Here is a 13,293-nt window from a genome sequence, read left to right as displayed (position 1 = left end):
GCCGGCTGGGGCACGGCGCGGGGCACGGCCACGCGGTGCCGCCGATGCCGCCGGCGCCGCCCATGCCGGTGGAGCCGCCCGTCGTGCCCGGCGGTCCCGGCCCTGGCCGTGCGTCCTCGGACGGCGAGGCGGCCCGGGACGCCACGGACGCCACAGAGGCCACGGAAGCCGCTCCTGCCGCTTCCGCTCCCCCTGAGCCGCCGACGCCCCCTCAGGAGGCCCCCGCGGCCGCTGGACCGGCGTCCGTGCCCGCGCCGCCCGCGTACGCGCCGGCCGTGCCGTCCAGGGCCGAGCCCGTGGACGCGGTGCCGTGGGGGATACGGGTCGCCGCCGAGGCGGGCTGGCGGCTGCTCGTCCTGGCCGCGACCGTGTACGTCCTCGCGCGGGCCATCACCAGCATTCAGCTGGTGGTGCTGGCGTTCGTCGCGGCGCTGCTGATCACCGCGCTGCTGCAGCCGACCGTGGCCTGGCTCAAGCACCGCGGGCTGCCCAGGGGCCCGGCCACGGCCATCACGTTCATCACCGGCTTCGTCATCATGGGCCTGGTCGGCTGGTTCGTGGTCTGGCAGGTCATGGACAACATCGACTCGGTCTCCAGCCGGGTCCAGGACGGCATCAGCGAGCTGAAGGACTGGCTGCTGAAGAGCCCGTTCCATGTGACCGAGGGCCAGATCAACGACATCGCGAAGAACCTCCAGGACGCGATCGGCTCGAACACCGAGGAGATCACCAGCGCGGGCCTGGAAGGCGTCACGGTCGTCATCGAGATGCTCACCGGCATCCTCCTGGCGATGTTCACCACGCTCTTCCTGCTCTACGACGGGCGGCGCATCTGGGAGTGGCTGCTCAAGCTCGTGCCGAGCGCGGCGCGCGAGGGCGTGGCGGGGGCCGGGCCGCGGGCCTGGCGGACGCTGACCGCCTATGTGCGCGGCACGGTGATCGTGGCGCTGATCGACGCGATCTTCATCGGCATCGGGCTGTACTTCCTGAACGTGCCGCTCGCCGTGCCGCTCGCGGTGTTCATCTTCCTCTTCGCCTTCATCCCGCTGGTGGGCGCGGTGGTCTCGGGCGCACTGGCGTGCGTGGTCGCGCTGGTGACCCAGGGCGTGTTCACGGCGCTGATGGTGCTGGTGGTCGTACTGGCCGTGCAGCAGATCGAGGGCCACATCCTGCAGCCCTTCATCCTGGGCCGGGCGGTGCGGGTGCACCCGCTGGCCGTGATCCTCTCGGTGGCCGCGGGCGGGCTGGTCGCGGACATCGGCGGCGCGGTGGTCGCGGTACCGCTGGTGGCCGTCACCAACACGGTGGTGTCGTACTTGCGCTCGTACGCGCACGAACAGGCCCTGCGGAGGGCGCCCATGGCGCCGGCCCGGGACACCGACGGCTAGTCGCCGCGGGGGCTGGTCCCGTCGCCCGGCTCTCGCGCCGCGGTGGTTGCTCGCGCAGTTCCCCGCGCCCCTCCAGGGCGCGGTAGCCGAAGGGCCCCGCGGACGTCACGTCCGCGGGGCCCTTCGGTACGCGTGGGCGCGAGCCGGTGTTACTCGGCCAGCGTCGCCTCGGCGTCCAGCGTGGCGCCGACGGCCTGCAGGACGGCCGCGATCTTGACGGCCTCCTGGATCGTCTCGCGCTCCACGCCGGCCTTGCGCAGCACCTGCTCGTGCGAGTCCAGGCACATGCCGCAGCCGTTGATGGCGGAGACGGCCAGCGACCACAGCTCGAAGTCGACCTTGTCGACACCGGGGTTGCCGATGACGTTCATCCGCAGGCCGGCGCGCATCGTCCCGTACTCGGGGTCCGACAGCAGGTGCCGGGTCCGGTAGAAGACGTTGTTCATCGCCATGATGGCGGCGGCCGACTTGGCGGCGGTGTACGCCTCGGCGGAGAGGTTGGCCTTGGCCTCCGGCTCCAGCTCGCGCAGCACCTTCGGCGAGCGCGACGCGATCGCGCAGGCCAGAACGGTGCCCCACAGCTGCTGCTGCGGCAGGTCGCTGTTGCCGATCACCGAACCGAGGTTCAGCTTCAGGTCCTTGGCGTAGTCCGGAACGGCGGACTTCAGCTCATCGAGTGCCATGTTCGATCACTCGCCCGAGAGGAGCGCGACCGGGTCCAGGGTCTCGTCGCCCTTGGACCAGTTGCAGGGGCAGAGCTCGTCGGTCTGCAGGGCGTCCAGGACCCGCAGGACCTCCTTGGGGTTACGGCCGACGGAGCCGGCGGTCACCATGGTGAACTGGATCTCGTTGTTCTGGTCCACGATGAACACGGCGCGCTGCGCGAAGCCGTCCTCGCCCTCGATGCCCAGGTCACGCATGAGCTCGTGCTTGGAGTCGGCCAGCATCGGGAAGGGCAGGTCGGTCAGGTCCGGGTGGTCCTTGCGCCAGGCGTGGTGGACGAACTCGGAGTCGCCGGAGAAGCCGAGGACCTGGGCGTCACGGTCGGCGAACTCCTCGTTCAGCTTGCCGAAGGCCGCGATCTCGGTCGGGCACACGAAGGTGAAGTCCTTGGGCCACGCGAAGACGATCTTCCACTTGCCCTCGTAGGTCTTGTGGTTGATCTGCTCGAACTCCTGGCCCTTCTCCAGCGAGACACAGGCAGTCAGGTCGAACTCGGGGAACTTGTCACCGACAGTGAGCACGCGCACTCCTTGCAAGGTCGGAAATCCCTTTTGGGGCTTTCCTGGGGGTTGGACGGTCTCCACAGTGCCACAGGGTGCATTGATCAGTGAAATAGCTAGACTCGGTGGCGTTGATCGGAGGTGGTTATCAGTGGCCCAGCCCACTACCCCGGGCGCCGGACGTCCCCGGCAGCCCTCGCTCTCGCAGCTCCGCGCGTTCGCCGCGGTGGCCGAGCACCTGCATTTCCGCGAGGCGGCCGCCGAGATCGGCATGAGCCAGCCCGCGCTCTCCGGCGCGGTCTCCGCCCTGGAGGACGCGCTCGGTGTGCAGCTCCTGGAGCGTACGACCCGAAAAGTACTGTTGTCGCCCGCGGGGGAGCGGGTGGCCGCCCGGGCACGGACAGTGATGGAGGCGGTCGGCGACCTCATGGAGGAGGCCGAGGCCGCCCGCGCACCCTTCACCGGCGTACTGCGGCTCGGCGTCATCCCGACCGTCGCGCCCTATCTGCTCCCGACCGTGCTGAAGCTCGTGCACGGCACGTACCCGGACCTCGACCTCCAGGTGCACGAGGAGCAGACCGCCTCGCTGCTGGACGGCCTCGCGCACGGGCGGCTGGACCTGCTGCTGCTCGCCGTGCCCCTCGGCGTCGCGGGCGTCACTGAACTCCCGCTCTTCGACGAGGACTTCGTGCTCGTCGCGCCCAAGGAGCACTGGCTCGGCGGCCGCGGCGACATACCGCGCGAGGCGCTGCGGGAGCTGGACCTGCTGCTCCTGGACGAGGGGCACTGCCTGCGCGACCAGGCGCTGGACATCTGCCGGGAGGCGGGGCGCGACGAAGGGGCCGCCGTGACCACCAGCGCGGCCGGGCTCTCCACGCTCGTCCAGCTGGTGGCCGGCGGGATGGGCGTCACGCTGCTGCCGCGCACCGCGCTGCGCGTGGAGACCGGCCGCAACGAGGAGCTGACCACCGGGTACTTCGACGACCCGGCGCCCTCCCGGCGGATCGCCCTGGCCATGCGCACGGGCACGGCCCGCCAGCGCGAGTTCGAGGAGTTCGCCGAGGCGCTGCGGACGGCCCTGCGGCCGCTGCCGGTACGGATCGTGGGCTGAGACCGGAGCGGACGCGGGCCCTGGTGCTCACTCCGTACGGAGTCCGTCCGGCCGCATCATGCGCCACAGCGGCGGCAGGCTCAGCACGGTGACCAGCATGACGACCCCGGCGCAGCTGCCCGCGATGCCCGCGATCACGGTGCCGTCCACGTGCACGCCCGCGTGCGACAGGGTCAGCAGTACCGTGCCGAGGCCGATGCCCGCGATCACCGCGAGCACGAGGCCCAGCGCCACCGGGATCGCCGTCTGCCACAGCAGCGACCAGCCCATCGTGGAGCGGCGGGTGCCGAACGCGTCCAGTACGGACAGCAGCCGCCGGCGCTCGCGCAGCTGCTCGACCGTGGAGACGATCAGCCCGGCGCCGATGAGCAGCAGGACGATCACGGCGCCGAGGAAGAGCGCGGTGCGCACCCCGTCGTACTGCCGGTCGTGCGGGTTGTCGATCGCGGACAGCTCCCGCATCCCCGGGTTCGTGCGGAACGCCGCCGTGCGGATGCGCTCCACAGCTTCTGTCTCGCGCGCCTTGTCGTAGCCGACGAGCAGTTCCATCGTGGGGTCCTGCAGCCGGGCGGGGGAGAGCGCGCCGGGGGTGACGAGGACGTCGCCGGGCAGGTCCTCGCCGGGGTGCCGGATGGACTGCACCCGGCGCGCCGAGTCCGGCACGGTCCACGGCCGGGGCGGGCCGGTGTGCTCGTACCCGTTCGGCGGGTTCAGGTTCAGCCGCACGCCGGGGCGTACGAAGGCGGGATCGGTGGCGCGGCCGCCCTGGCTCTCCGTCACGAAGACGTCGCCGTCCCGGCAGGAGCCGATCCGGGCCTTGCGCCGCAGCTCGGCGCAGTCGCCGACGGTCACCGTCGCGGTCTGGACGGAGCGGTAGCCGTCGGCGTCGCGGGTGCCGCGGTCGCCCGCCCGGCCGGCCAGTGCGCGGACCGTGCCGTGCGCCCAGGTCACGCCGGGCGCGCGGCGCATCGTGGTCAGCGCGTCCCGGGTCCCCCGCCAGTCCGCGGCGCCGCCGCTCAGCTGGATCACCGGGCGGCTCGCCGACTCCTCGTAGGCCTGCGCGTATCCGGCCTGGTAGGTGGTGAAGACCATGTGGATCGCGATGGCGCCTGCGACCGCGACGGTGATGCCGCCGACCGCGCGGTGGGCGGCGCCACTGTTCAACTGGAGCCGCCGAGCGGCCAGTTGCCAGGAGACCGGGCCGCCGTGCAGCCGTGCCACGACCGCCTCGACGAGCCAGGGCAGCAGTGCGGTGACGCCGAGGAGCAGCAGGGCGGCGCCGAGCGCCAGCCGTACGACGTGGAACCAGCCGTCGACCCCCTGCGGATCCCAGGCCAGCGAGAGCAGCAGCGCGAGGCCGGTCAGGGGGAGGGCGAGCCGCCATCCGAGGCGACGGCGCCGCACCGGGCGCTCGCGCACCACGCCCAGCGGCTCGGCGGTCACCGAGCGCTGCGCGAACAGCGTGACCAGGACGGACGCCGCGGGGACGAGGACGGCGACCAGCGCAGCGAGGCCCGGCGCCGGCACCACGTCGGCGGGGAAGACATTGACGCCCCACAGGGTGACGGCGCCGACCGCCTGCCGCCCGGCTAGGAAGATCAGCAGCCCCGCCACCACGCCGAGCACCGCGCCGACCACCGCCTCGCCGGCCGCGATCCGGCGGGTGGTCGGGATGTCGGCGCCGACCAGCCGCAGCGCGGCCAGCCGGGCCTCCCGGCGGTCGCTGCCGAAGCGCACGGCGGTGCCGATGAAGACCACGACCGGCATCAGCAGGACCACGCACGCCATGACGGTCAGCAGCACGAGCCGGGCGCTCGGCGGCTGCGGGTCGAAGATCTTGCCGAAGTGCGCGATGCGGTACGCCTCGCCCGCCGGCCGGTCGTCCAGCCCCGCGACGAACGTCAGCTCCTGCGGGCCGAGCAGCCCGGTGTCGCCGATGGTGCCGATGACCTTGTAGTCCAGGCGTGCGCGCAGCTGCGCGCTGCCGGGCGCCGCGAGCAGCTCGCGCAGAGCGGGGGAGACGACCATCTCGCCGGGCCCCGGGAGGCGGTCGAGGCCGGGCGGTACGGGCGGGTGGGCGCCGTCGGGCCGTACCAGGCGGCCGCGCACGGGGTCGCCGTGGAAGGAGGTGTCCGCCTGGGCGTAGCGCACGGTGCGGTCCGAGGCGCGCGGCTCGTGCATCTGACCGAGATTTTCGCGGGCCTTCTCGCGGCCGTGCCAGGCGTCGAGTACCGACGGCGCGGAGGCGGCGAGCAGCAGGACGGCGACGCCGATGCCCACGCCGACCGCGCTCAGCGCCGTACGGAACCAGCCCTCGCGGCCGCCGGTGACCGCGAACCGGGCGCCCATGGCGAGGTCGCGCAGCCAGGCGGCGGGGCCGCCGGGTGAGCCGTGCGGCGGGCGGCCGGACCGGGGGCCGGCGGCGCGGGTGCCGAGCAGGGTCGTCACCGGCCCGCCAGGGATTCCCTGACCCGCCCGTCGCGGACGGTGATCTCGCGGTCGGAGTAGGCGGCGACGCGGGGCTCGTGGGTGACCAGGACGACGGCGGCGCGGGTGTCGCGCGCCGCGTCGGTCAGCAGGGTCAGGACGCGTTCGCCGTTGAGGGAGTCCAGGGCGCCGGTCGGTTCGTCGGCGAACAGGACGCGGGGGCGGCCGGCGAGGGCGCGCGCGACGGCCACGCGCTGGCCCTGGCCGCCGGAGAGCTCGCCGGGGCGCCGGCCGGCGACGTCGTCGACCTCCAGGCGGGCCAGCCAGTCGAGGGCCGTGGCCTCGGCGGTCTTCCGCTTGGTGCCGTTGAGCCGCAGCGGCAGGGCGACGTTCTCCAGGCAGGTCAACTCGGGTACCAGCTGGCCGAACTGGAAGACGAAGCCGAAGTCCGTGCGCCGCAGGGCGCTGCGCTCCGCGTCCGGCAGCGCTGTCAGCTCCCGGCCGGCGTAGCGGACGCTGCCGGAGTCCGGCCGGACGATGCCCGCGAGGCAGTGCAGCAGGGTCGACTTGCCGGAGCCGGAGGGGCCCATGACGGCGACGACCTCACCGGGGTGCACCGAGAAGTCGGCGCCGTCCAGCGCGGGCGTGCGCCCGTACGCCTTGTGCAGCCCTTCGCCGGCCAGTATCGAGCCGTCCGGCGTCATCCGCGCACCGACTGGGCGAGCTTGTCGAGGCGGGCCGCGGTCAGCTCCAGCCAGCGCAGGTCCGCTTCGAGGTGGAACAGGGCGTGGTCGCAGATCAGCTGGTCGGCGAGGTCGCCCTTGCGCTTGCGCTCGGTCAGCCCGCGCATCAGCCGCAGGTGTTCGCTGCGCTGGGTGTCCAGCAGCTCGGCGGCGTCCCGGCCGGTCATCAGGGCGAGCACCACCTTCGTGTAGAGCGTGGAGTGCAGATACGGCTCGGGCTTCTCCGGGCGCTGCAGCCACTGGGCCACATCGGTCACACCGGCGTCGGTGATGGCGTACCGCTTGCGCTCGGGCCCGGCGCCGGCCTCGATGCCGTCCACCTCGACCAGACCGTGCTTCAGGAGCCTGGACATGGTCGAGTAGACCTGGCCGTAGTGCAGCGGACGGTCCTGCCCGAAGTGCTCGTCGAAGGCCCGCTTGAGGTCGTAGCCGTGGCGGGGTCCGGACTCCAGCAGGCCCAGCAGGGTATGACCGATAGACATGGCGACCAGCTTACGTGGGGTATCCACGCCATGTATACCTCGGGTGAATAGGTGTCACTCGTCGTCCGGAGCGGGCGGGTCTTCGGCCTTCGGTGGCCGCCCCCGGCGCCGCATCGCCCCGGCGTCCTTGGGCAGCCGCCCCGCCTCCGCCAGCGCGCGGCGGAGCAAGAACTCGATCTGCGCGTTGGCGCTGCGCAGTTCGTCACCGGCCCAGCGCACCAGCGCGTCGTGCACCGACGGGTCGAGCCGCAGCAGCACCTGCTTGCGCTGCTGCGGCCGCCGCCCCGGAGTCCCGGGCTCCTCGCTCTGCGGGCTCACTGGTAGAGCGAGCCCGTGTTCAGGACGGGCTGCGCGGCGCGGTCACCGCACAGCACCACCATGAGGTTCGAGACCATGGCCGCCTTGCGCTCCTCGTCCAGCTCGACGATGCCCTGCTCGCTGATCCGGTCCAGGGCCGACTCGACCATGCCGACCGCGCCCTCGACGATCTGCTGGCGGGCCGCGACGACCGCGCCGGCCTGCTGCCGCTGGAGCATCGCGGAGGCGATCTCGGGGGCGTACGCGAGGTGGCTGAAGCGCGCCTCGATGATCCGGACGCCGGCCGCCTCGACCCGCGCGGTCAGCTCGGCGGCGAGCTTCTCGGTGATCTCCTCGGCGTTGCCGCGCAGCGAGAGCGCGTCCTCGTCGTGCGCGTCGTAGGGGTACTCGATCGCGATGTGCCGGACGGCCGCCTCGGTCTGGGTGGCGACGAACTCCAGGAAGTCGTCCACCTCGAAGAGCGCCTGTGCGGTGTCCTCGACCCGCCAGACGACGATCGAGGCCAGCTCGATGGGGTTGCCGTACGCGTCGTTGACCTTCAGGACCGCGGTCTCGTGGTTGCGGACCCGGGTGGAGATCTTGGTGGCGCTGGTGAGCGGGTTGATCCAGCGCAGGCCGTCGGTGCGGATCGTGCCGACGTAGCGGCCGAAGAGCTGGATGACCCGGGCCTCGCCGGGCGCGACCATCTTCACGCCGCCCATGCAGAAGAGGGACGTGATCAGCAGCAGGATGCCGACGACGATCATCGTGGCGCCGAGCGCCTTGTTGCCGTCCGCCGAGCTCGCGGCGCCGAGGATCGCCAGCGCGATGCCGCCGATGACGCCGACGACGGTCAGCAGCAGACCGAGGCCGCCCGGAATGCTGTGCGCGGTGACCTCTCTGACCTGCGGGGCCGGCAGGGTCGGCCTGTCGGGCTCGGTGGTCGCGGGCGGGGTGGGCGTGTGGTCGGACATGGGGGTCCCCCGTTCCGTACGGCAGTCACTCCGTACTTACGTGCTTGCTTACTTACGTGCTTTCGCTGGTCTAGCAAAGTGATAGCTATTTAAGCGCGACGGGCGAGGCGGCGCAAGGCGGACGCGGAAACTCCCGAACGGTTGCACAGGAACGGGGTGCTCATTGTCACGTCCGGAAAAGGCTTGATCGATGCCTATGTGATGACACCCGGGGGTTAGCTTCGGAGGCTGGGTTATTGGGGGCGGAACGACTGGAGTGACACGAGCGATGGGACGAGCCGACGCCAGACGGGCGCAGAAGAGGGGCAGTCGCCGGGCGAAACGGAAACGGGGCGGCGGCATAGGCCGCTTCTTCACCTTCAAGAAGCTGCTCGGCGCGTTCTTCACCGTCTGCCTGCTGGGCATCCTCGGCTTCATCGGCCTGTACCTCGTCGTCGACGTGCCCGCCTCCGCCAACGGCCAGGCCGCCGCGCAGAGCAACGTCTACAAGTACGCCGACGGTTCGGTCCTGGCCCGCACCGGCTTCAACCGCGAGAGCGTGCCGATCAGCGACATCCCCAAGGACGTCCAGCACACCTTCGTCGCCGCCGAGAACAAGACGTTCTACCAGGACTCCGGCGTCGACCTGAAGGGCACCACGCGCGGCATCCTCAACACCCTGCGCGGCCGGGGCAAGCAGGGTGGCTCGACCATCACCCAGCAGTTCGTGAAGAACTACTACCTGACCCAGGACCAGACGGTCAGCCGCAAGCTCAAGGAGATCGTGATCTCCCTGAAGGTCGACCAGAAGCTCAGCAAGAACGAGATCCTGGCCGGCTACATCAACACCAGCTACTACGGCCGCGGCGCGTACGGCATCGAGGCCGCGGCGCAGGCGTACTACGGCGTGCACACCCGGGACCTGACGGTCCAGCAGGGCGCCTACCTCGCCTCGCTGCTCCAGGCGCCCAGCCAGTACGACTGGGCCATCGCCACCGACGCCGGCAAGAAGCGGGCCCAGGAGCGCTGGAACTACACCCTCGACAACATGGTCGAGATGAAGTGGCTGGACCCGGGGAAGCGGCAGGGCCTGACGTTCCCGGTGCCGCACAAGCCCAAGCCCAGCTCCGGCCTGAAGGGCCAGAAGGGCTACCTGGTCAAGCTCGCCGACCAGGAGCTGGAGAAGCAGGGCGTCACCGAGGACGAGCTCGCCGCCGGCGGCTGGACCATCAACCTCGGCGTCGAGAAGAAGCGGCAGGGCGCGCTGGAGTCGGCCGTCCAGGAGAAGCTGACCAGCAAGCTGGACCCCAAGTCCCGTGACGTGGACGCCGACGCGCAGGCCGGCGCGGTCTCCGTCGATCCGAAGACCGGCCACATCGTGGCGCTGTACGGCGGCAAGGGCTACCTGGAGCACTTCCTCAACAACGCCACCCGCGACGACTACCAGCCGGCCTCCACCTTCAAGCCGCTGATCCTCGCCACAGCGCTGGAGAAGAACTCCACCACCCAGGACGGCACGCCGATCACCCCGGACACCGTCTACGACGGCACCAGCCGCCGCCCGGTCAAGGGCAGCGCCATCGGCTTCGCGCCGCGCAACGAGGACGAGAAGGACTACGGCCCGATCAGCGTCCAGACGGCGATGAACAACTCCGTCAACTCCGTCTTCGCGCAGATGGGCATCGACGTCGGGCTGGAGAAGGTGCGGCAGACCGCCGGACAGCTGGGCATGAACGCGGAGAAGATCACCGCCCGCCCCGCCATGACGCTCGGCTCGATGGGCGCCAGCCCGCTCCAGATGGCCGGCGTCTACGCCACCCTCGACAACCACGGCAAGAAGGTCAGCCCGCAGCTGGTGACCTCCGCGCAGCGCGGCGAGGAGGCCCCGGTCGACCTGCCGGACCCGATCGGCGGGCAGGTGCTCGACCGCACGACCGCGGACACCGTGACCTCCGTACTGACCGGCGTGGTCCAGGACGGTACGGGCGCCGCGGTCCGCAACGCCGACTACGACATCGCGGGCAAGACCGGTACCTCCGACGACAACAAGTCCGCCTGGTTCGTGGGCTACACGCCCCGGCTGGTCACCGCCGTCGGCCTCTTCGGCGAGAACGCCGACCCGCCGCACAACCAGGTCACCCTGAAGGGCGCGGGCGGCGGCGGCCGGGTCAACGGCGGCGGCTACCCCGCGGAGATCTGGGCCGCCTACACCCAGAACGCCCTGGGCGGCGAGCTGTCGGCCCGCTTCGACCTGGACACCGACCTCGGTGCCGGGGTCGCCCCGACCCCCACCCCGACGCCGACCGAGACCGAGGAGTCCGAGTCCCCGTCGCCCAGCCCGTCGGAGACCTCCGAGTCCCCCACGCCCTCGCCGACCCCGTCGCCCAGCGAGTCGGAGACCAGCGAGCCGCCCACCGAGTCGGCCTCCCCGACGCCGAGCGAGTCCTCGGACCTCCCGCTGCCGGACGGCGGGGAGGAGACGGAGAAGGACAACGGGCACGGCAAGCACCCGACGCTCGGCGAGTAGCGAGTAGCGAGTAGCGAGCAGCGAGCGAACGACGGCGGGCCCGGGGCGAGAAGCCCCGGGCCCGCCGTACGTTTCCGTGCTGCCGTACCGCCTACTCCCGGCCCGGCAGCCGCCGTGCGACCGGCGGCATCGAGATCTCGAACCACACGACCTTGCCGGTGCTCAGCCGGGTCGCGCCCCAGCGCCGCGCCAGCCGGTTGACCAGGTACAGGCCCCGGCCGCCCTCGTCCGACGGGCGGGCCTGCCGCAGCCGCGGCAGCTGCGGCACGTCGTCGCCGACCTCGCAGCGCAGTACGTCCGTGCGCAGCAGCCGCAGCGTGATCGGCCGTTCCGCGTACCGCACGGCGTTGGTGACGACCTCGCTGACCAGCAGCTCGACCTGGTCCGTGAGGTCTTCGAGGTCCCAGCGCTGGAGCGCCCTGCGGGCGAGGCGGCGGGCCTGCCCGGCGGTCTGCGCCTTCGGGTCGAGGTACCAGTACGCCACGTCGCTCGGCGCGATCCCGTCGAAGCGGGCCGCGAGCAGCGCGATGTCGTCGTCCCGGTCGCCCGGGCCGAGCATGTCCAGCACCTCGTCGCAGAGCGGCTCCAGCGGCGGCGGGTTCGGCCCGGTCAGCCGGGCCGTCTCCGTCAGCCGCTCGCGCAGCTGCTCTATGCCGGTCCACACGTCCCGTATCCGGGACTCCACCAGGCCGTCGGTGTAGAGGACCAGCGTCGCGCCGGCGGGCGCGTCCAGCTCGACCGCCTCGAAGTCCACGCCGCCGACGCCGATCGGGGCGCCGGGCGGCACGCGCAGGACCTCGGCGCGGCCGCCGCGGTGCAGCATGACCGGCGGCGGATGACCGGCGTTGGCGATGATGATGCGGTGCGCGACCGGGTCGTAGACCGCGTACAGGCAGGTCGCCATCCGGTCCGTGCCGAGCCGCTGGGCCTGCTCGTCGAGGTGGTGCAGCACCTCCTGCGGCGGCAGGTCGAGCCCGGCGAGGGTCTGCGCGGTGGTGCGCAGCTGCCCCATGATCGCGGCCGAGGTCATCGAATGACCCATCACATCGCCGACGACCAGGGCGACTCGGGACCCCGGCAGCGGGATCGCGTCGTACCAGTCGCCGCCGACCCGCGCGGTCTCGGCGGCCGGGAGGTAGCGGCTGGCCAGCCGCACGCCCGTGGGCTGCGGGAGGGAGTCGGGCAGCATCGTGCGCTGGAGCGCGTCGGCGATGTACGCCTCGCGCCCGTACAGCACCGCCTTGTCCACGCCCAGCGCCGTGTGGGTCGCCAGCTGCGCCGCCACCAGCAGGTCGTCCGGCTCGAACGCCGGGCGGTCCGGGCGGCGCAGGAAGACCGCGGCGCCGATCACCCGGCGGCGGCCGCGCAGCGGCGCCAGGATGACCCGCTGGCCCTGCGGCATCCGCGTGCCGGTGCCGAGCAGTTCGGGCAGCGCCGCCTGCGCGGCCTGCGCCTCGCCGAAGAGCGGGCGCACCCCGCGCAGCACCTCGGCCAGCGGCCCGCCGGGCACGACCTCGGCGAGCTCCGCCGCCATTCCGCCCATCGCCGGGCCCAGGTCGGGCTGTGCGGGCAGGGTGGGCAGCCGGCCGCCGTTGGTGTCGGCCTCCTCGGGGATGCGGTCGGTGCGCCGCAGCCGCAGGACGACGGGCCCTGCGGGCCGCTCGTCGCCCACCGGCAGCGGGTCGCGCAGGTACACCAGGATCGCGTCGGCGAAGGTCGGGACCGTCGCCCGGCACAGGCCCAGCACGATCTCGTCCAGGTCGATGCCGCGCGCGATCCGCCGGGTGGCGGCGCCGACGAAGCGCAGCCGGTCGCCGCCGGGCTGCCGGGCCGGCATCGGCTCACCCCCCTCGGCCGGATGTGCCGACCGGGCCGGCGGCGCCTCCGGGCGCCCCGGCTCCTCGGCCTGGCGCCGGCCGCCGCCCTGGCCGCGGCCGCGGCGCGGCCCCGGAGGCGGTACCGCGGGCTCCTGGGGCCGCTGCCGGGCGCGGCCTTCGCCGTCGCGCGGCCGTCCGATGGCGCCCGGACCACCGCCCTCGTGCGGGCCCGGCCCTTCGTCCGGCTCCTCGGCACGGGAGCGGGCCCGGCCGGCCGGGCCGTGCGCGGCGCCGCCGTCGGAGACGCCGGTGGGGTCGCCGCCCG

Annotated in this window: 11 protein-coding genes; 3 read left to right on the top strand and 8 right to left on the bottom strand. The window is 72.7% G+C overall.

What is annotated here, in order from left to right; genetic code table 11:
* The first annotated feature begins 5 nt into the window (after positions 1-5).
* A complete protein-coding gene (locus ABT381_RS31925) occupies positions 6-1,388 on the top strand; it encodes an AI-2E family transporter (RefSeq protein WP_502965730.1) in 1,383 nt (460 codons plus the stop codon).
* 149 nt (positions 1,389-1,537) lie between these two features.
* On the opposite strand, the gene ABT381_RS31920 is transcribed toward ABT381_RS31925, so the two are convergent.
* Both ABT381_RS31920 and ABT381_RS31915 read right to left on the bottom strand, forming a co-directional pair.
* The gene (locus ABT381_RS31920; protein ID WP_351600368.1) at positions 1,538-2,071 is read right to left on the bottom strand and encodes an alkyl hydroperoxide reductase; all 534 of its coding nucleotides are present in this window, start codon (positions 2,069-2,071) and stop codon (positions 1,538-1,540) included.
* 6 nt (positions 2,072-2,077) lie between these two features.
* Positions 2,078-2,632: a peroxiredoxin gene (locus tag ABT381_RS31915; RefSeq protein ID WP_351600366.1), complete on the bottom strand. Its 555-nt coding sequence runs from the start codon at positions 2,630-2,632 to the stop codon at positions 2,078-2,080.
* Between the two features lie 130 nt (positions 2,633-2,762).
* Between ABT381_RS31915 and ABT381_RS31910 the strand changes: the two genes are divergently transcribed.
* The gene (locus ABT381_RS31910; RefSeq protein WP_351600364.1) at positions 2,763-3,722 is read left to right on the top strand and encodes a hydrogen peroxide-inducible genes activator; all 960 of its coding nucleotides are present in this window, start codon (positions 2,763-2,765) and stop codon (positions 3,720-3,722) included.
* A 27-nt stretch (positions 3,723-3,749) separates the two neighbouring features.
* Here the strand turns inward: ABT381_RS31910 and ABT381_RS31905 are convergent, their stop codons facing one another.
* From ABT381_RS31905 to ABT381_RS31885, 5 genes are all read right to left on the bottom strand, one after another.
* Positions 3,750-6,071, bottom strand: coding sequence for an ABC transporter permease (locus ABT381_RS31905; RefSeq protein WP_351600372.1), 2,322 nt, complete (start codon positions 6,069-6,071; stop codon positions 3,750-3,752).
* Positions 6,072-6,166: 95 nt separating this feature from the next.
* Positions 6,167-6,853, bottom strand: a complete 687-nt coding sequence (locus ABT381_RS31900) for an ABC transporter ATP-binding protein (RefSeq protein WP_351600362.1) — start codon at positions 6,851-6,853, stop codon at positions 6,167-6,169.
* Positions 6,850-7,374, bottom strand: coding sequence for a PadR family transcriptional regulator (locus ABT381_RS31895; RefSeq protein ID WP_351600360.1), 525 nt, complete (start codon positions 7,372-7,374; stop codon positions 6,850-6,852). The genes ABT381_RS31900 and ABT381_RS31895 overlap by 4 nt, the downstream gene beginning before the upstream one ends.
* A gap of 54 nt (positions 7,375-7,428) precedes the next feature.
* A complete protein-coding gene (locus ABT381_RS31890) occupies positions 7,429-7,692 on the bottom strand; it encodes a type II toxin-antitoxin system antitoxin (RefSeq protein WP_351600358.1) in 264 nt (87 codons plus the stop codon).
* Complete coding sequence (locus ABT381_RS31885) at positions 7,689-8,645, bottom strand: SPFH domain-containing protein (RefSeq protein WP_351600356.1); 957 nt, start codon at positions 8,643-8,645, stop codon at positions 7,689-7,691. The genes ABT381_RS31890 and ABT381_RS31885 overlap by 4 nt, the downstream gene beginning before the upstream one ends.
* 268 nt (positions 8,646-8,913) lie before the next feature.
* Here ABT381_RS31885 and ABT381_RS31880 point away from each other — a divergent pair, with 268 nt between their 5' ends.
* Entirely contained in the window at positions 8,914-11,151 is a 2,238-nt protein-coding gene (locus ABT381_RS31880) for a transglycosylase domain-containing protein (RefSeq protein ID WP_351600354.1), read from the top strand.
* A 91-nt stretch (positions 11,152-11,242) separates the two neighbouring features.
* On the opposite strand, the gene ABT381_RS31875 is transcribed toward ABT381_RS31880, so the two are convergent.
* The coding region (locus ABT381_RS31875; RefSeq protein ID WP_502965729.1) for a SpoIIE family protein phosphatase at positions 11,243-13,293 on the bottom strand (2,051 nt) is incomplete at its 5' end.

The organism is Streptomyces sp. NPDC000151, from assembly GCF_040301705.1.
Taxonomy (GTDB): domain Bacteria; phylum Actinomycetota; class Actinomycetes; order Streptomycetales; family Streptomycetaceae; genus Streptomyces.
Note: the sequence above shows the minus strand (reverse complement) of the source record. Positions and strands in the feature narration are given on the sequence as shown.

What these genes read in the sequence shown, in the direction of transcription:
- ABT381_RS31920 (WP_351600368.1), bottom strand. Translation starts at nt 2,071, where the DNA reads ATGGCACTCGATGAGCTGAAGTCCGCCGTTCCGGACTACGCCAAGGAC.
- ABT381_RS31905 (WP_351600372.1), bottom strand. Translation starts at nt 6,071, where the DNA reads ATGGGCGCCCGGTTCGCGGTCACCGGCGGCCGCGAGGGCTGGTTCCGT.
- ABT381_RS31900 (WP_351600362.1), bottom strand. Translation starts at nt 6,853, where the DNA reads ATGACGCCGGACGGCTCGATACTGGCCGGCGAAGGGCTGCACAAGGCG.
- ABT381_RS31895 (WP_351600360.1), bottom strand. Translation starts at nt 7,374, where the DNA reads ATGTCTATCGGTCATACCCTGCTGGGCCTGCTGGAGTCCGGACCCCGC.
- ABT381_RS31885 (WP_351600356.1), bottom strand. Translation starts at nt 8,645, where the DNA reads ATGTCCGACCACACGCCCACCCCGCCCGCGACCACCGAGCCCGACAGG.
- ABT381_RS31880 (WP_351600354.1), top strand. Translation starts at nt 8,914, where the DNA reads ATGGGACGAGCCGACGCCAGACGGGCGCAGAAGAGGGGCAGTCGCCGG.